We start from the raw sequence: 17344 nt of genomic DNA on the forward strand, positions 1-17344 counted from the left end.
CTGTTTAACACCTGTAAGAACTTTTTAAAATTAACAAAGCGAAAGAAAATCTTTCGCTTTGCAAAAATAGTAATTATTTTATTTTGAAACGGCTTTATTTAGCAGCGTTTTCTTTTTTTCTTTGATCAATTCTGTTTTGAGCAATTTGCATAGCCGCTTGTTGTGTAGTCATATTGTTTTGATCCGCAAAACCGAATATTTCTAAAGTGGTATTATAAATATTCTCTGTTCTTCTGATGGCTTCTCCCTCGGCATATTTCACTAACTCACCATAAACATTGATAATCCCACCAGCATTGATCAAGAAATCAGGTGCATATGCAATACCTCTTTCTCTTAATATTGGTCCGTGAATGGCTTCTACTGCTAATTGATTATTAGCCGCACCAGCAATTACTTTAGCTTTAATTTTATAAATGGTATCATCATTAATAGTAGCTCCTAAGGCACATGGTGAATAGATATCCACATCAGCAGCGTATAAATCAGCTCCAGTGAAAATTTGAGCGCCGTATTTAGCGACCATATTTTCCATTTTATCTTGATGAATATCGGATACGAAAACTATCGCTCCTTCTTTTGTCAAATGACTAATCAAAGTTTCACCTACATGACCTGTTCCTTGTACCAAAACTTTTTTACCGGCTAAGTTATCCGAACCAAATTGGTATTTAGCTGCTGCTTTCATTCCCATGTAAACACCATAAGCAGTTACAGGAGAAGGATTTCCAGAGCCTCCTTTTTCAATAGAGATTCCAGTAACAAATTTAGTTACTTCGTGAATTCTATCCATATCTTCAGTAGTCGTACCTACATCTTCAGCAGTGATATATTTTCCGCTTAACGAATTAACAAACTGACCAAAACGAGTAATCATTTCTGGTGTTTTATCTGCTTTAGCATCTCCGATGATTACTGCTTTACCTCCGCCTAAGTTCAAACCTGTTATAGCCGACTTGTAAGTCATCCCACGAGAAAGACGTAACACATCGTTTAATGCTTCCCATTCATTAGCATAATTCCACATTCTAGTCCCACCAAGTGCTGGTCCCATTACTGTATTATGGATACCAATAATTGCTTTTAATCCTGTATCTTTGTCATTACAAAAAACAATTTGTTCGTGATTATCAAAAGATAGCTGGCCAAAAACTGGATTCATTTTTTGCAATTCTGCTGGTGTAGTGATTTCTGAAGTCATTTTGTAATTATTTAATTTAGACTTTTTTAAAAAGTCCCGACAAAATTAAAATTTTATTCAATAAAATTCATTGAAATCACCAATAATTAGTAATTTGTTAATAAAATCAATTTAAATAAAGAATACAATAATTTAACTATTTTTAAAAATTTAACAAAAAAGTAGGTTTTAAATCCCAAATCGGTCTATTTTAGATGAAAGAACTTCAATATTTAAACAAATACTTTGTGAAATATAAATTCCATTTTTTATTAGGAATTATCATCACCATTGTAGCACAAATTTTTTCTCTGTTCACACCAAAGCTCATCAGTAAATCATTTAAGGTTATTGAAGAGTATCACAAAAACAATTTAGGAAATGAAATAGTTAAAACGGAATTAATCCATAATATCTTCTGGATTATAGGTACCACCCTGATTGCTGGTGTGTTAACCTTTTTGATGCGTCAGACTTTGATTGTAATGTCAAGGCATGTGGAGTTTGACTTAAAGAACGAGGTATTCCGACACTACGAAAACTTAGATCAGAATTTTTACAAACGCAATCGCACTGGTGATTTAATGAATCGTATTAGTGAAGATGTAGCGAAAGTGAGAATGTATGTTGGCCCAGCGGTTATGTACACCATTAATACTTTCATTCGGTTTACAGTCGTTATTATCTATATGTATAATGTATCTCCTTTGCTGACTTTATACACCATTTTACCTTTACCTATTCTATCCTTTATCATTTTCAGATTAAGTAAAGAAATTAACAAGCGTAGTACTATTTTCCAACAATATTTATCGAAAGTATCTAGTTTTACTCAGGAGATTTTCTCTGGAATTCGGGTGGTAAAAGCCTATGCCTTAGAAAAACAATACCAAAATAATCTCGAAGAATTAGCGAAAGAAAGCAAAACCAAAAGCATGAGCTTAGCGGGTGTACAATCGCTTTTCGGACCATTGATGATTGCGCTAATTGGTGTGAGCAACTTGGTAGTCATCTACTTTGGGGGCTTAATGTACATTGACGGCACCATAAAAAGTATAGGAACCATAGCCGAATTCATATTATATGTCAATATGCTAACCTGGCCTGTAGCCTCTATCGGTTGGGTTTCCTCTTTAGTACAAGAAGCAGAAGCCTCTCAAAAAAGAATAAATGAGTTCCTTAAAATTGAACCTGATATTAAAAACAAAACTTCTGAGAAGTCTATAATTCAAGGTGAAATTGAATTCAACAATGTGACTTTTACTTATGATGATACTAATATAACCGCACTACAAAACATCTCCTTCAAAGTAAAAAAAGGAGAGACCTTAGCCATTTTAGGCAAAACAGGTGCTGGAAAATCGAGTATCTTATCCTTGCTTACTCGCATGCACGATATTACAGAAGGCACTATTACTATTGATGGTAAAAAAATAGAGGATGTTAATTTATACGATTTGCGAAACAGCATTGGTATAGTGCCACAGGATGCTTTCTTATTTTCGGATACTATTAAAAACAACATCAAGTTTGGCAAAGAAAATGCTACCGATGAAGAAGTGATTGAAGCTGCAAAAAAAACGGTGGTTCATGATAATATCATGACGTTCAACAAGCAGTACGAAACCATTTTGGGTGAAAGAGGCATTACCCTTTCTGGCGGACAAAAGCAACGAGTGTCTATTGCAAGAGCTATCATCAAAAATCCACAAATCTTATTATTTGATGATTGTCTTTCTGCGGTTGATACCGAAACTGAGGAGCAAATTTTGAACAATCTACTTGACATTTCAAAAGACAAAACAACGATAATTGTGAGTCATAGGGTTTCTTCTGCTAAAAATGCCGACAAAATTATTGTAATGGATGAAGGCCAAATTATTCAAGAAGGTTCTCATAATCAATTAGTAAACCAAGACGGGTATTATGCCGAAATTTACTTGAAACAACTTTCGGAAAAAGAATTAAATTAAATGTTGTTTCGTAACAAAAAAATTACCATTTTTGAATTGTCAAGTAATACTAATAATAGACTGAAAGAACATGAGAGAAAATGATATGTTAGAAAAAGATGAGATTTTTTCTAAAGTTTTAAGAGCGGGAAGAAGAACCTATTTCTTCGATGTTAGAGCAACTAAAGCTGATGATTACTACATAACCATTACCGAAAGTAAAAAGTTTACCGAAGAAGATGGCTCTTTTCACTTCAAAAAACATAAAATCTATTTATACAAAGAAGATTTTGCTGCTTTTACTGATATTTTAGAAGAAATGACAGCGTATGTGTTAAACCACAAAGGAGAAGAAGTAATTTCAGAAAGACATCAAAAAGATTTTAAAAGAGAATACAATCAAGATACCACAGAAGAAACTACAGCACCAGCTGAAAAAAGTTTCACCGATATCGACTTTGACGATATCTAAAAAGTAACTAGTAATTACAACTAGTAAGGAGTCCAAAGCGGTAACGTTTTGGACTTTTTTTATGCTTACTTCTAGCTAAACTTAAAGAAATACTATAAAAACCTTTAGGAAATTTCAAAAAACCATTAGGAAATCACTAAAAACCAATGGAAAATACCCTCTCCCCTTTAGGAAATTTGAAAAAACCATTAGGAAAACAGTAAAAACCAATGGAAAATACCCTCTCACCTTTAGGAAATTTGAAAAAACCATTAGGAAAACAGTAAAAACCAATGGAAAATACCCTTTGACCAATAGGAAATGGTGCAAAACCAATAGGTAAATAGTTAAAATATTGATAATCAAAAGTAAAACTTTTGTTAAAGTAGTATTTCTCTTGTAATAAAAACTATTCTCATGCGTTCTAGAGGTAATGATATCATTTTGAGTTTTTAGTAAATGTTGAATTAGTAAATTTTTAAAAAGATGAAAACGATTACCTGCAGATTAGAGTACCACAAGTATGGTACCTCTGCCCTAGACACCTTTTCGAATGAGGTAAAAAACGGTATATTTAATAATCCTACTGTTTTTGTAGCTCCACCCGTTACCGAAGCTGATATAACAGCACAACAAAATGCTTTTAACAATGCTGCTGCCGAGTATGTGCAATATGGCATTACCAAAAAAGTAGTCTATGTACAAGCTAAAGCTATTTTGATGTATACCCTTGACAAGTTGGCAACTTATGTCGATTCGGTAGCCGTGGGAAATGTATCGGTTATTGCTTTAGGAGGTTTTGTTCCTACTAGTGATACCCCACAAAGTACTGAACCACTTCCAAAAATTGAGGCTTTTGGGGTGAGTTTGTCAAAATCATCAGGAGAAATTTTGATTGATATTCCGGCTTATGCCAATCAGTTGAATGTAAACTACAATTGTATTTGTGTTGAAGATGCTCCTTTGCAAGCTCCAGCTCTTTACAATGGTCAAATTGTACTTCATGCTACAGACCCTATGGTGCGTCAGGATTTTAATAAATCCCGTAAAAAAGTATTTGCGGGTTTAACTCCGGGTAAGAAATACTATTTCTATGTATTTGGTGCGAATACGGCTGGAGTTTCTCCTTTGAGTAATCCTCAGAGTATTTGGGCTTCTTAGAAGTATTGAATTTTGAATTACTATTGGAAAAGCACTCTTAATCGGGTGCTTTTTTTGTATTACAGAGTATAGTAACTATCCTATCCGCAAGCCATTTTCCACTTTTAAATCAGAAGTAAGCAATACTATATCATTCTCTTCACCAACAGAACCCAAGACTAAACATTCGCTCATAAAATGGCCAATTTGTTTTTTGGGAAAATTAACCACAGCTACAATTTGTTTCCCAAGTAAATCTTCTTTAGCATAGCATTGGGTAATTTGAGCCGATGATTTTTTGATTCCGATGGCAGTACCAAAATCAATGGTCAATTGGTACGCAGGTTTTCTGGCTTCGGGAAAGTCATTTACTTCGAGGATGGTGCCCACTCTCATGTCTACTTTTTCAAAATCTTGCCATTGTATTGTTGATGATAACTCGTTTGTCATACCAAAATCAATTAAATTATTACTGACTAACAAAAATGTATAGTTTTTATATAGGCTTTGCTAAAGCATAAACTAAATAAATTTTATACATTTAAATCAAAATGCAAGGTATTAAAATCATTTAACGTTAACTCTATGAAAATAGCGCTTTTTACTAATGAATTTCCACCCAACATCTACGGAGGTGCCGGCGTTCATATCGATTTTTTAAGTCAGGAGTTAGCCAAATTGGGTCAAGTAGAGGTGCGTTGTTTTGGTCATCAGTTGGAAACCCATGGAACCATGAACATTGAGGGCATACAATCTTCGCTGAACAAAATGGAAGAGCCCGACAATCCGCACATCAAGATGTTTCATAATTTGAGTCGGAATGTAGAAATGTCCCAACATACTTTACTAGCAGATGTGATTCATTGTCATACTTGGTATACGCATTTGGCCGGAATCTTTTCTAGAGAGTTATTACAATCGCCATTAATTTTAACCACCCATAGTTTAGAAACGCATCGCCCATGGAAAGTAGAGCAATTAGGAAACGGTTATTTCCTTTCCCGTTGGATTGAACACCATGCCTACAACACCGCTGATGGTATCATTGCGGTAAGCGAACAAATGAAAACCGATGTTATAGAAGCTTATGGTGTGGCTCCTGAAAAAGTAACGGTTATTCACAACGGCATTGACCCTGACTTTTACCAACCAACCTTCGATGAGGATTTACTAAAGGAATACGGCATAAATCCAGCAATTCCGTTTGTTTTATTTGTGGGCAGAATTACGCGTCAAAAAGGGATTTCCCAATTGATATCGGCTGCGAAATATTTCAATACAGATTGTCAAGTGGTTTTGTGTGCCGGAGCGCCAGACACACCAGAAATTGCCAAAGAAACTGAGGAACTCATTACTGATTTAAAAGCCAAACGGGAGGGCATTATTTTAATTTCGGAAATGCTACCTCGCGAAAAAATAAAAGTATTGTATAGTCACGCGCGCGTATTTGCTTGTCCGTCACTCTATGAGCCTTTTGGCATAATCAATTTAGAAGCCATGTCTTGCGAAACTCCAGTCGTTGGTAGTGCTGTGGGTGGTATTCCAGAAATTATTGTGGAGGGGGAAACGGGGTATTTAATTGGCTTAGAAAGTATCTCGCGAACCGATTTCAATCCGAAAAACCCGGAAGCCTTTCAAAAGGACTTTGCTGCTAAGGTGAATCAACTATTGGACGATGAAAATTTGGCCAACAAAATGGGGAAAGCAGGAAGAGAAAGAGTGTTAGAAAAATTCAGCTGGGAGTCGATAGCTAAAACTACTTTCAACTATTACACAACCGTAATCAATCGATTTGAAAAAGAAAAAGCTTAAAACAAAACTCATTAATTCCAATAAAAAATGAATAAAAGCACACTAGCCATCATCTTGGGCGGCGGACAAGGTTCAAGATTAGCACCACTAACCGAAAGTCGTTCTAAACCGGCAGTTCCGATAGCGGGAAAATACCGTTTGGTAGATATTCCGATTTCCAATTGTATCAATTCGGATATAAAAAGAATGTTTGTTTTGACGCAATTCAATTCGGCTTCCTTGAATCAACATATCAAGAACACGTATCATTTTAGTCATTTCAGTACGGCTTTTGTAGACATACTAGCGGCAGAGCAAACGCCTGATAACCCAACTTGGTTTCAAGGAACAGCGGATGCGGTTAGACAATGCATGCAACATTTTATGAATCATGATTTTGATTATGCCTTGATATTATCGGGAGATCAATTGTATCAAATGGATTTTAATGAAATGATAAAAGCACATGAAAAAAGTGGCGCTAGCATTTCCATTGCAACTTTGCCAGTAACGGCTAAAGAAGCCCCAGAATTTGGTATTCTCAAAACCGATCACGACAATTTTATTACTTCTTTTATTGAAAAACCGAATGTTAGTTTGTTACCGGAATGGACATCAGAAGTAAGTGAAGAATCAAATGCAGAAGGAAAGCATTACTTAGCTTCAATGGGGATTTACATCTTCAATCGGGATTTGTTGGTAGAATTAATGAAAAATCCAGATACTAAAGATTTTGGAAAAGAAATCATTCCGCAAGCCATAGGAAAACAAAAGATTTTAAGTTACCAATATGAAGGCTATTGGACCGACATTGGAAATATTGATTCGTTTTTTGAAGCCAATTTGGGTTTAACTGATGATATTCCGAAATTCAATCTTTTTGATAATTCTAGCAAAATATATACACGTGCCAGAGTATTACCGCCATCAAAAATTACTGGAGCTTCTACTATAGACAAATCGGTTGTTGCTGAAGGTTGTATTATTAATGGCGTTTCTATAGAACATTCTGTTGTGGGTATTAGAAGTAGAATTGGCTATGGTTCAAAAATTATTGATTCCTATCTAATGGGTAACGATTATTATCAAAATTTAGAAGAAATTAGAACCAACAGTATCAATGGCATTATCAATATAGGCATTGGTGAACGTTGTTTTATAAACAATACCATTGTAGATAAAAATTGTAGAATAGGAAATGATGTGCAACTCAATGGCGGCAAGCATTTAGAAGATACCAATACCAATTTGTATACTATAAAAGATGGAATTATTGTAGTAAAAAAAGGAGCCACTCTTCCCGATGGCTTTACTATTTAAAAAAAACGCTCTGATTAGAGCGTTTTTTTTTAATTCATAGTTAAATAGTTGTATATTTTTTGTCCCTGCAAATTATCTAGATGGGCTTTCTTTTGCATACTTGCTACAATTGGTTTCCATTCTTCTGATGAAAAATCTTTAGCATCATATAACTTGTGACATTTAGCGCAATTGTTTTCATACAGTGATTTTCCTTCCGCTAGTTCTGCTGTCATTACTGTGTTTTTAACAGCTGCCACTGGTTTTGAATCTGCTACTTTGATTTCTTCTTTTTTAACTTCTGTAGTCGGTACACTTGATTTAGAAGCGCACGAAAAAAGAAGTACAGCTAAAGCAGAAAAGGCTACAATTTTATATTTCATGATTTTGGTTTGTTGGTTTGAGTAAAACTATAAAAAAAATCCCAACAGATACTATTGGGATTTTAATTTTAACTAAATATTAATTTAGTAGCTGTTCAATAATTTTATCAATTACTTTACATCCATTAATTCAACATCAAAAACTAAAGTGGCATCTGGTGGAATTACTCCTCCCGCTCCGCTTGAACCATAACCTAAATAAGAAGGAATCACGAAACGCGCTTTATCCCCTACTTTTAATAATGCAATACCTTCATCCCAACCTTCAATAACGTGTCCTTTTCCTAATGGGAATTCAATTGGTTTTTTACGAGGATAAGAAGAATCAAAGGTTTTACCATTTTCTAATTGTCCTGTGTAATGAACCGAAACTGTTTTTCCAGCTTCTGCTTGTTTTCCGTTTCCTTTTTGAATGATTTTATAACGAAGACCACTTTCGGTTTTATCAAAACCAGCCGCTAATTTCTCCATCGCCTCTTCAGCTTGTTTTTTTGCTTCTTCAATTCTTTTCAAACGAGAACCTTCAAACGTTCTGAATGCTTCAATTGCATTCCATTTTTGAGCTTCATCCCCTACTCTAACAATCTCTAGACTTTCTATCAAATCACCTTGAGCAACTGCATCAACAACCTCTTGTCCTTCTACTACATTCCCAAAAACAGTATGTTTTCCATCTAACCAATTGGTTGGAACGTGCGTAATAAAAAACTGTGAGCCATTACTACCAAGGCCAGAGTTAGCCATTGATAAAACACCTGGCTTATCATGTTTTAATGTTGGGTGGAACTCATCATCAAAGTTATATCCAGGACCGCCAGTTCCAATTCCTTGTGGGCAACCCCCTTGAATCATAAAGTCAGGAATGACTCTATGGAATTTTAATCCATCGTAATAAGGTTTTCCCATGGGTTTTGCTGAATTCTCTAGTTGCCCTTCGGCTAATCCAACAAAATTTCCAACTGTTCCTGGGGTTAAATCGTGAGTTAGTTTTACTAAAATCGAACCTTTTGAAGTATTGAATTTAGCATATATTCCGTTTTCCATTGTGTATATTTTTAAAAATGCTGTGCAAAGGTACTATATAAAATTGTAATTTTGACTAGCATTAAACCTGAAAACATGAGTTCTATTTACAATAAAACAGACAACGATTTAATCATTGCAAGAATCAACAAACTAACTCCTGAAAGCAAAGCTTTATGGGGAAAAATGACGGTGGATCAAATGTTGCAACATTGCACCGTAACAAGTGATGTAGCTTTTGGAAAAAGAGAAATAAAAATTAATTTCTTATTGAAACTATTGGGACGAATGCTTAAGAAAAAGGTATTTTATGGTGGTGATATGGGCAAAAACTCGCCTACTGCGAAAGAATTTATTATAACCAATCATATTGAATTTGAAAAAGCGAAAGCTGCTTTTATTGCCAACTTTAGCCGATTTGCATCAGAAGGAAAATCTTCCATTAAACTGATGAACCATCCATTTTGGGGGAAAATGACTTATGAGGATTGGGATGCGTTAATGTGGAAACATACCCATCATCATTTAGAGCAGTTTGGGGTTTAACTTTGTACTTTTGCCACCATATAAAAAATTTCAACTCAAAATATAATGAGAATAGACATCATTACCATTTTACCCGAATTAATGAAAAGCCCTTTCGAAGCCTCGATTATGAAACGAGCCATTGAAAAAGGTTTGGTAGAAGTTCATTTTCATAATTTACGTGACTATACTACCAATAAGCAAAAAAGTGTGGATGACTATCCTTTTGGCGGTGGTGCTGGAATGGTAATGATGGTTCAGCCAATAGACGCATGTATTACTCATTTAAAAAGTCAAAGAAACTACGACGAGATAATATACATGTCGCCTGACGGAGAAACATTGAATCAGAAAATGGCAAACACTGCTTCGATGTATGAAAATATCATCATCCTTTGTGGTCATTATAAAGGCGTTGACCAAAGAGTGCGCGATCACTTTATTACCAAAGAAATTTCAATTGGTGATTATGTACTTTCAGGTGGAGAAATTGGAGCCCTTGTATTTTGCGATGCTATTATTCGTTTGATTCCGGGAGTTTTAAGTGATGAAACTTCAGCTTTGACAGATAGTTTTCAGGATAATTTGTTATCTGGACCAATATACACAAGACCCGCCGATTACAAAGGTTGGAAAGTTCCAGAAGTTTTAACTAGTGGTCATTTTGCTAAAATAGATAAATGGAGAGAAGATATGGCGTATGAACACACGAAGAATAGACGTCCAGACTTGCTTGAAGACTAGATAAAAGAAAAAAGAAACAAGAAGAAAGATATTTTTGTTTAAATAAATCCTAACTATTTGATTTCTTGACTCTTGTCTCTTGCTTCTTTTTTCTAAAATACACTTGCAACTTTAAACTTTTTACTTATCTTTGCCCCCACATTTGACCAACCTCTGGCGAAAACCGTGAATGTTGCTCAGATTTAAACCATAATAATTACAAAAATGGCAAATTTAGTAGATTTCGTTAATAACGAATTATCAACAAAAAAAGATTTCCCTGCTTTCGGAGCTGGTGATACTATCACAGTTTACTACGAAATTAAAGAGGGTGAAAAAACAAGAACTCAGTTTTTCAAAGGAGTTGTTATCCAAAGAAAAGGTTCTGGAATGACTGAAACTTTTACCATCCGTAAAATGTCTGGTGCAGTTGGTGTAGAGCGTATCTTCCCAGTGAACATGCCAGCTTTACAAAAAGTAGAAGTTAACCAAAGAGGTAAAGTTAGAAGAGCTCGTATCTACTACTTTAGAGAACTTACTGGTAAAAAAGCAAAAATCAAAGAAAGAAGAAGATAATTCTAAACTTTCTGTTCATAAAAAAAGTCTCGATTTTCATCGAGACTTTTTTTATTATATCAATTAAAAGAGGTTATTTTATTAAATCTTTATTTTTTTAACCTCAAAATAACAATTTGATAATTCAATCGATTTCGCACTGGTTAGCAACCAAAATTCTATCATATTAATTATATTTGCTATCGCGAAAATTTTTAAACAACACCCGAGGCGCTGCCGAATTGTATGGAGCGTAGCGGAGTAAAACCTCAACAATATGGCAAAAATTAAAGTAGCCAATCCAGTAGTAGAATTGGATGGCGACGAAATGACACGAATTATTTGGAGTTTCATTAAAGAACAACTAGTACTTCCTTATCTAGACTTAGATATAAAATACTACGACTTAGGCATAGAGCACAGAGATGCTACCAAAGACCAAGTCACCATCGACTCAGCAGAAGCAATCAAAAAATATAATGTAGGTATCAAATGTGCTACCATCACTCCAGATGAAGAAAGAGTAAAGGAATTCAATCTTTCTGAAATGTGGAAATCTCCCAATGGAACCATTCGTAATATTGTGGGCGGAACCGTTTTCCGTGAGCCAATTATTATGAAAAATGTTCCTCGTTATGTTCAAGGCTGGACTAAACCCATTGTTATTGGTCGTCACGCTTTTGGAGATCAATATAAAGCTACAGATAAAGTAATTAAAGGAAAAGGAACCTTGACTATGTCTTTCACCAACGAAGCCGGAGAAACTACTTCTTGGAATGTTTATGATTTTAAAGGGGATGGTGTGGCCATGTCAATGTATAACACAGATGAAAGTATTTACGGATTTGCTCATTCGTCATTCCAAATGGCATTGACCAAAAAATGGCCTTTATATCTTTCCACTAAAAACACCATTCTAAAAGCTTACGACGGAAGATTTAAAGATATTTTTGAAGAAGTATTTCAAAGTACCTACAAAGCTGAATTTGATAAAAACGGTATGACCTACGAACACCGTTTAATTGACGACATGGTAGCCTCTTGTATGAAGTGGAATGGTGGATTTGTTTGGGCATGTAAAAATTATGATGGCGATGTTCAGTCGGATACTGTAGCACAAGGATTTGGTTCATTAGGATTAATGACTTCTGTTTTAGTAACTCCAGATGGCAAAACAGTGGAAGCTGAAGCTGCTCACGGAACAGTAACTCGTCATTATAGAATGCACCAACAAGGAAAAGCTACTTCTACCAATCCAATTGCGTCTATTTTTGCTTGGACACGTGGATTAGAGCACAGAGGTAAATTAGACAACAATCAGGAATTAATCAATTTCTGCCATGCTTTAGAGCAAGTATGTGTAGAAACTGTAGAAAGCGGCAAAATGACTAAAGATCTAGCCATGTTAGTAAAACCAGAAGGTTTAACTAATGCTGATTATTTAACTACAGAAGGTTTCCTTGCTGCCATCAAAGAAAATTTAGATGTTAAATTGGGATAAAACTAATTCATATTGAATAAAAAAAGCGACTTTATTAGTCGCTTTTTTTATTTCTTTACTTCAAGTTCAACCCCATTGACCCTAAAAATTTTAAAAACAGCTTTATAGCCTGTATTCAGAACCCATTGTTGATTATTAATCAATTTCTCATTTCCATCAAAAATAGCAAACTGACCTGTATTGGGGAATAGCTGACCCGTATTTAAAGCCTCAATTTGAACAATATTTAAACCTACATTTAGTTCAAAAGTGTATCTTTTAAATCCCGCCTCTAGCATAATAAGAGGGATAACTTTTTCACCATTTAACCAAATGGCAATAGCATCACCATCAATGGCACCATAATCCTTACACGAAATGAATAGGGTTTTAGTATAGACTTTAAATTCTCCAAAAAAGAAATCACTGTTTTCAACAACACTCGTGAGTCCTTCTGATTTCAATTGGTTATTCATTTTTTCTGTGTACTCTTTTGCAGGGCTAGCAAATTGTTCTTTTTCAAAGATACTTTTTTCTTCTTCCTTCTTTTTTAGTAAAGAAACACTGGAGGTAAGTTTGTCTTTTTTATCAAAAAGGCTCGGGTAAGTTATTGCTCTAGAACTAGTAGGCGATACTTTTCCTTTATTATCTGAAATGGGTGCAATATTGATGGTTCTTTTAGGGCTTTCAAATTGCGAATAACCTTTAAAAGAACATAGCAATAAAAATAAAAAAGCAACAACTGCTTTCATGCAGAAACTATTTAAGTTGTAAAAGTATTTAAATTCTACTCAAAAATTGATTCAAATTAACCATTGATTAACAAATCATCAGTAACATTACTTATCTTTAAACGTCAAACGGGCAATCAAAACAAAAATCATCAATTACATGCAACAAAAAATCACCCTATTGTTACTTTTATTGGTAACAACTATCTGTTTTTCTCAAGAAAAATTTACCCTCAGCGGAACGCTATCAGATACAAAAACTAACGAAACTCTCATCGGTGTAAATATCTTTATCCCCCAAAGCAAAGCTGGAGTCACCTCTAACGAATATGGCTTTTATTCCATCACCTTACCTAAAGGAACTTATAAAATTCAAATCAGTTATTTAGGATATGAAACAATAGAAGAAACTATTGATTTAACAAAAGACATTAAGAAAAATTTCAACTTAACTGAAACCGGCGAACAATTAGACGAAGTCATTATCACAGAAAAAACAGCAACGAACACCCGAAAACCCGAAATGAGTACCAACAAACTTTCCATAGGAACTATAAAAAAGATTCCTGTGGTTTTAGGTGAAGTTGATGTTTTAAAAGCATTACTAACATTACCCGGAGTAACCAATGCCGGAGAAGGACAATCAGGTTTTAATGTTAGAGGTGGTGGTGCCGACCAAAATTTAATTCTACTAGACGAAGCAACTATCTTTAATTCCTCTCACGTTTTTGGTTTCTTTTCTGTCTTTAATCCCGATGCTATAAAAGATTTAAAATTGTACAAAGGAGGTATTCCTGCTCGCTACGGCGGAAGAGTTTCATCTGTACTTGACATTTATCAAAAAGATGGAAACAGCAATAAATTCAGCATGAATGGTGGCATCGGATTAATTTCAAGCCGATTGTTAGCTGAAGGACCGATTGTAAAAGATAGAGGTTCGTTTCTTTTGGCAGGAAGAGCTTCTTATGCTCATTTATTTTTGAAATTATCTAACAATAAAAATTCAGCTTATTTCTATGATTTAAACACAAAAATGAATTACAAACTGAACTCAAACAACAGCTTATTCCTTTCGGGATATTTTGGCCGTGACGTATTTAGTTTAAGTAATAGTTTTGTAAACACTTATGGAAACTCCACCTTAAACTTGCGCTGGAACCATTTATTTTCAGATAAATTATTCTCTAATTTATCCTTGATTTACAGTGATTATTATTATGGTTTGGATTTAAATTTATTAGGTTTCTTATGGAATTCAGGCATTAAAAATTACAATATCAAATATGATTTCAAACATTATCTAACCGATAAAGTTAAGCTGAATTATGGAGTTAGTGGCATTTATTACAAATTCAATCCAGGAACTATTGAACCCTCTGATGCAAATTCAGGAATCAATTACAAACAATTAGAAAAGAAGTATGCTTTTGAACCCTCAATCTATATTGATGCCGAACAAAAAATAACAAAAGATTTTTCTATTTCTTATGGATTGCGTTACAGCTTATTTTATCGATTAGGAAGTTCGACAGTCAATCTTTATCAAAACAATCAAGCGGTTGTCTTTAATTCTGAATTACAGATTTATGAAAAAGGAACTCCAACAGGAACACAATATTATGACAATAATAAAGTCATTGAAAGCTTTAATAATCTCGAACCCCGTTTTGCTGCTTCCTATCAGTTAGATGAAAATCAATCGGTAAAAGCGAGTTATAATCGGATGACACAATACTTGCAATTAATTTCAAATACTGCTTCTCCAACCCCTTTAGATGTATGGACTCCAAGTGATCAATATATTAAACCCCAGATTCTAGACCAAGTAGCTTTAGGGTATTTCAGAAATTTTAAAGAAGACAACTATTCCTTGGAAGTGGAAACGTTTTACAAAAAAATTAAAAACCGTATCGACTATATCGATGGTGCTGATTTGATTGCCAATGAAGCCATTGAACAAGTAGTATTAAATGGTGAAATGAGAGCCTATGGTTTAGAAGTCTTATTCCGAAAAAATACTGGTAAACTTAACGGTTGGATTTCCTATACTTTGTCAAAATCTGAACAAAGAACTCCTGGAAGAAATGCAAATGAACCTGGTATAAATAATGGAAATTGGTATCGTTCAGGTTATGACAAATTACACAACCTATCTATAACAAGCTCCTACAACTTGAATCCAAAATGGACCTTTGGAGCCAACTTTGTATTGCAAACGGGTCAACCTGTAACTTATCCAAACGGACAATATGAATATGGAGGCATTACTATTCCGAGTTACGGGTTAAGAAATGAAAACAGATTGCCTACTTATCATCACTTGGACATCTCTGCCACTTATACCCCAAAACCAAACAAGAAAAAAGGTTGGCAAAGTGAATGGGTATTCAGCATTTACAATCTCTATGGCAGAAAAAATGCCGCTTCCATTTCATTTAGACAAAATGTAGATACTGGAGCAAATGAAGCGATTCGATTATCCATTTTCGGAGTAGTTCCAGGTATTAGTTATAACTTTAAATTTTAATCTCATGAAAAAAATACACTATATATTAATTATACTTTCTCTTTTTTTACTAGCAAGCTGCCAAGATGTTGTTAAAGTTGACTTAGATACTGCTGCTCCAAAACTAGTGATTGAAGGGTCTCTTCAATGGCAAAAAGGAACTTCTGGTAACGAACAAAAAATAAAATTATCAACTACTACTGGATTTTATAGCACGACTATTCCAACGGTTTCTGGAGCTATAGTAGCAGTGACTAATAGTGATAACATAACTTTCAATTTTACCGAAGAAGTTCCAAATTCAGGCTTATACTTGTGTCACAATTTTATTCCAGAAATGGATAAAACCTATGTCCTGACTGTCATTTTAAATGGAGAAACTTACACGGCAACAGAATCGCTAAAAAGTGTTTCCCCTATTACGAATATTGTTCAAACCAACGATGGTGGATTCTCAGGAAACGATATTGAAATAAAAACATATTATAACGACCCTGGAAATGTAGATAACTATTATTTATTCAAATACAAAGCAAGTAACAATGCGATACCAAATTATGATGTATCAGATGATGAATTCTATCAAGGAAACTCATTTTTTGGTTACTTTACTAATAAAGATATAAAAACGGGAGATCACCTTGACATAACTATTTATGGTATTTCTAAACGCTATTTTGATTATATGAGTAAACTAATTTTGATTTCAGGCGGAAGCAACGGTCCGTTCTCAACACCACCTGCAACCGTTCGAGGTAATATCATCAATCAAACTCATCCTGATAATTATGCTTTAGGGTATTTTAATGTTTCAGAAACGGATTTTAGAAATTATCTAATTCAATAAATAAAGGACAAAGTAGGAGGCACGAAGTGGGAAGTTTTTTTTATACTTTTACACTTCGTGCTTTCAACTTCTAACATCGTACTTTAAAATGTCCTCACACCATATCGTTCGCGACGATCAAGAACCAGCTCTCATCATTGCTAACGGTGAAGCTTGCAGTCCTGAACTATTAGGGCAATTACTAGAATGGTCTCCCTTGGTTATTGTTTTAGATTCGGCTATAGAACGAGTTCTGGAATTGGGAATTAAAATTGATGTCTTATTAGGAGATTTTGACAGGGATTTTGATGCCGAGTATTATAAAGAAAAACAATATCCTATTGAAATTGTTCACGCACCCAACCAAGACAAAACAGATTTAGAAAAAGCCTTTGATTATTTAATAGAAAAAGGACACAGAGCCGCCAACGTCATTTGGGCAACCGGAAGAAGAGCCGATCATACCATCACTAATCTAACCAACATCGTTGCTTATAGAAACCTATTGAAAGTGGTTATTTTAGATGATCATTCTAAAGTATATTTGTTGCCAACAACATTTGAAAAATGGTACACGGCTAACACCATTCTTTCTTTAATTCCTATTGGAAAAGTAACTGGAATTACAACTAAAAATCTTTTCTATTCGTTGAACAATGAAGAATTAACCATCGGCTACCGAACCGGAAGTAGTAATCATGTATCAGAAGATGGAATCGTTTCCATAACTCATTCCGATGGCGATTTATTATTAATGGAATGTTGGGATTAAACAAAAA

At 34.5% G+C, this 17344-nt stretch carries 17 protein-coding genes; 12 read left to right on the top strand and 5 right to left on the bottom strand.

The window, feature by feature from the left end; translation table 11 throughout:
- Window positions 1-94: 94 nt before the first annotated feature.
- Window positions 95-1201 (bottom strand): Glu/Leu/Phe/Val dehydrogenase, encoded by a 1107-nt coding sequence (locus OLM53_RS06350; protein ID WP_319799862.1) that lies wholly within the window; start codon window positions 1199-1201, stop codon window positions 95-97.
- 194 nt (window positions 1202-1395) lie between these two features.
- On the opposite strand from OLM53_RS06350, the gene OLM53_RS06355 reads away from it, so the two are divergent.
- From OLM53_RS06355 to OLM53_RS06365, 3 genes are all read left to right on the top strand, one after another.
- The gene (locus OLM53_RS06355; protein WP_264522200.1) at window positions 1396-3153 is read left to right on the top strand and encodes an ABC transporter ATP-binding protein; all 1758 of its coding nucleotides are present in this window, start codon (window positions 1396-1398) and stop codon (window positions 3151-3153) included.
- Window positions 3154-3223: 70 nt separating this feature from the next.
- Window positions 3224-3604 carry a PUR family DNA/RNA-binding protein gene (locus tag OLM53_RS06360; protein WP_264522201.1) on the top strand — a complete coding sequence of 127 codons (381 nt, stop codon included), beginning with the start codon at window positions 3224-3226 and terminating at the stop codon, window positions 3602-3604.
- 465 nt (window positions 3605-4069) lie between these two features.
- Window positions 4070-4744 carry a hypothetical protein gene (locus OLM53_RS06365; protein WP_264522202.1) on the top strand — a complete coding sequence of 225 codons (675 nt, stop codon included), beginning with the start codon at window positions 4070-4072 and terminating at the stop codon, window positions 4742-4744.
- Between the two features lie 75 nt (window positions 4745-4819).
- Here OLM53_RS06365 and OLM53_RS06370 read toward each other — a convergent pair whose 3' ends face one another.
- Window positions 4820-5173, bottom strand: coding sequence for a tRNA-binding protein (locus OLM53_RS06370; protein ID WP_264522203.1), 354 nt, complete (start codon window positions 5171-5173; stop codon window positions 4820-4822).
- 135 nt (window positions 5174-5308) lie between these two features.
- Here OLM53_RS06370 and glgA point away from each other — a divergent pair, with 135 nt between their 5' ends.
- Both glgA and OLM53_RS06380 read left to right on the top strand, forming a co-directional pair.
- Window positions 5309-6535 (top strand): glycogen synthase, encoded by a 1227-nt coding sequence (gene glgA / locus OLM53_RS06375; protein ID WP_264522204.1) that lies wholly within the window; start codon window positions 5309-5311, stop codon window positions 6533-6535.
- Window positions 6536-6562: 27 nt separating this feature from the next.
- The gene (locus OLM53_RS06380; protein WP_264522205.1) at window positions 6563-7834 is read left to right on the top strand and encodes a glucose-1-phosphate adenylyltransferase; all 1272 of its coding nucleotides are present in this window, start codon (window positions 6563-6565) and stop codon (window positions 7832-7834) included.
- Between the two features lie 29 nt (window positions 7835-7863).
- Here OLM53_RS06380 and OLM53_RS06385 read toward each other — a convergent pair whose 3' ends face one another.
- Window positions 7864-8196: a c-type cytochrome gene (locus OLM53_RS06385; RefSeq protein WP_264522206.1), complete on the bottom strand. Its 333-nt coding sequence runs from the start codon at window positions 8194-8196 to the stop codon at window positions 7864-7866.
- A gap of 111 nt (window positions 8197-8307) precedes the next feature.
- Window positions 8308-9240, bottom strand: coding sequence for a peptidylprolyl isomerase (locus tag OLM53_RS06390; protein WP_264522207.1), 933 nt, complete (start codon window positions 9238-9240; stop codon window positions 8308-8310).
- Between the two features lie 75 nt (window positions 9241-9315).
- On the opposite strand from OLM53_RS06390, the gene OLM53_RS06395 reads away from it, so the two are divergent.
- From OLM53_RS06395 to OLM53_RS06410, 4 genes are all read left to right on the top strand, one after another.
- Entirely contained in the window at window positions 9316-9765 is a 450-nt protein-coding gene (locus OLM53_RS06395) for a DUF1569 domain-containing protein (RefSeq protein WP_264522208.1), read from the top strand.
- A 45-nt stretch (window positions 9766-9810) separates the two neighbouring features.
- The gene (gene trmD / locus OLM53_RS06400) at window positions 9811-10488 is read left to right on the top strand and encodes a tRNA (guanosine(37)-N1)-methyltransferase TrmD (protein WP_264522209.1); all 678 of its coding nucleotides are present in this window, start codon (window positions 9811-9813) and stop codon (window positions 10486-10488) included.
- Window positions 10489-10692: 204 nt separating this feature from the next.
- The gene (gene rplS, locus OLM53_RS06405) at window positions 10693-11043 is read left to right on the top strand and encodes a 50S ribosomal protein L19 (RefSeq protein ID WP_264522210.1); all 351 of its coding nucleotides are present in this window, start codon (window positions 10693-10695) and stop codon (window positions 11041-11043) included.
- A 256-nt stretch (window positions 11044-11299) separates the two neighbouring features.
- Complete coding sequence (locus OLM53_RS06410) at window positions 11300-12523, top strand: NADP-dependent isocitrate dehydrogenase (protein WP_264522211.1); 1224 nt, start codon at window positions 11300-11302, stop codon at window positions 12521-12523.
- A 47-nt stretch (window positions 12524-12570) separates the two neighbouring features.
- Here OLM53_RS06410 and OLM53_RS06415 read toward each other — a convergent pair whose 3' ends face one another.
- A complete protein-coding gene (locus OLM53_RS06415; RefSeq protein WP_264522212.1) occupies window positions 12571-13254 on the bottom strand; it encodes a hypothetical protein in 684 nt (227 codons plus the stop codon).
- A gap of 139 nt (window positions 13255-13393) precedes the next feature.
- On the opposite strand from OLM53_RS06415, the gene OLM53_RS06420 reads away from it, so the two are divergent.
- The 3 genes from OLM53_RS06420 to OLM53_RS06430 all read left to right on the top strand — a co-directional run bounded on the left by OLM53_RS06420 (window position 13394) and on the right by OLM53_RS06430 (window position 17337).
- Entirely contained in the window at window positions 13394-15760 is a 2367-nt protein-coding gene (locus OLM53_RS06420) for a TonB-dependent receptor (RefSeq protein WP_264522213.1), read from the top strand.
- Window positions 15761-15764: 4 nt separating this feature from the next.
- Window positions 15765-16586 carry a DUF4249 domain-containing protein gene (locus OLM53_RS06425; protein ID WP_264522214.1) on the top strand — a complete coding sequence of 274 codons (822 nt, stop codon included), beginning with the start codon at window positions 15765-15767 and terminating at the stop codon, window positions 16584-16586.
- Window positions 16587-16674: 88 nt separating this feature from the next.
- Window positions 16675-17337: a thiamine diphosphokinase gene (locus OLM53_RS06430; RefSeq protein WP_264522215.1), complete on the top strand. Its 663-nt coding sequence runs from the start codon at window positions 16675-16677 to the stop codon at window positions 17335-17337.
- Window positions 17338-17344: the final 7 nt, after the last annotated feature.

This window comes from Flavobacterium sp. N1994, assembly GCF_025947145.1.
In the GTDB taxonomy this organism is placed as follows: Bacteria; Bacteroidota; Bacteroidia; order Flavobacteriales; family Flavobacteriaceae; genus Flavobacterium.

Bases quoted from the DNA above. Each gene is read 5' to 3' on its own strand.
- OLM53_RS06380 (WP_264522205.1), top strand. From the start codon at position 6,563: ATGAATAAAAGCACACTAGCCATCATCTTGGGCGGCGGACAAGGTTCA.
- OLM53_RS06415 (WP_264522212.1), bottom strand. From the start codon at position 13,254: ATGAAAGCAGTTGTTGCTTTTTTATTTTTATTGCTATGTTCTTTTAAA.
- OLM53_RS06420 (WP_264522213.1), top strand. From the start codon at position 13,394: ATGCAACAAAAAATCACCCTATTGTTACTTTTATTGGTAACAACTATC.
- trmD (WP_264522209.1), top strand. From the start codon at position 9,811: ATGAGAATAGACATCATTACCATTTTACCCGAATTAATGAAAAGCCCT.
- rplS (WP_264522210.1), top strand. From the start codon at position 10,693: ATGGCAAATTTAGTAGATTTCGTTAATAACGAATTATCAACAAAAAAA.
- OLM53_RS06385 (WP_264522206.1), bottom strand. From the start codon at position 8,196: ATGAAATATAAAATTGTAGCCTTTTCTGCTTTAGCTGTACTTCTTTTT.
- OLM53_RS06395 (WP_264522208.1), top strand. From the start codon at position 9,316: ATGAGTTCTATTTACAATAAAACAGACAACGATTTAATCATTGCAAGA.
- OLM53_RS06425 (WP_264522214.1), top strand. From the start codon at position 15,765: ATGAAAAAAATACACTATATATTAATTATACTTTCTCTTTTTTTACTA.
- OLM53_RS06430 (WP_264522215.1), top strand. From the start codon at position 16,675: ATGTCCTCACACCATATCGTTCGCGACGATCAAGAACCAGCTCTCATC.
- OLM53_RS06390 (WP_264522207.1), bottom strand. From the start codon at position 9,240: ATGGAAAACGGAATATATGCTAAATTCAATACTTCAAAAGGTTCGATT.
- OLM53_RS06360 (WP_264522201.1), top strand. From the start codon at position 3,224: ATGAGAGAAAATGATATGTTAGAAAAAGATGAGATTTTTTCTAAAGTT.
- OLM53_RS06370 (WP_264522203.1), bottom strand. From the start codon at position 5,173: ATGACAAACGAGTTATCATCAACAATACAATGGCAAGATTTTGAAAAA.
- OLM53_RS06355 (WP_264522200.1), top strand. From the start codon at position 1,396: ATGAAAGAACTTCAATATTTAAACAAATACTTTGTGAAATATAAATTC.
- OLM53_RS06410 (WP_264522211.1), top strand. From the start codon at position 11,300: ATGGCAAAAATTAAAGTAGCCAATCCAGTAGTAGAATTGGATGGCGAC.
- glgA (WP_264522204.1), top strand. From the start codon at position 5,309: ATGAAAATAGCGCTTTTTACTAATGAATTTCCACCCAACATCTACGGA.
- OLM53_RS06365 (WP_264522202.1), top strand. From the start codon at position 4,070: ATGAAAACGATTACCTGCAGATTAGAGTACCACAAGTATGGTACCTCT.
- OLM53_RS06350 (WP_319799862.1), bottom strand. From the start codon at position 1,201: ATGACTTCAGAAATCACTACACCAGCAGAATTGCAAAAAATGAATCCA.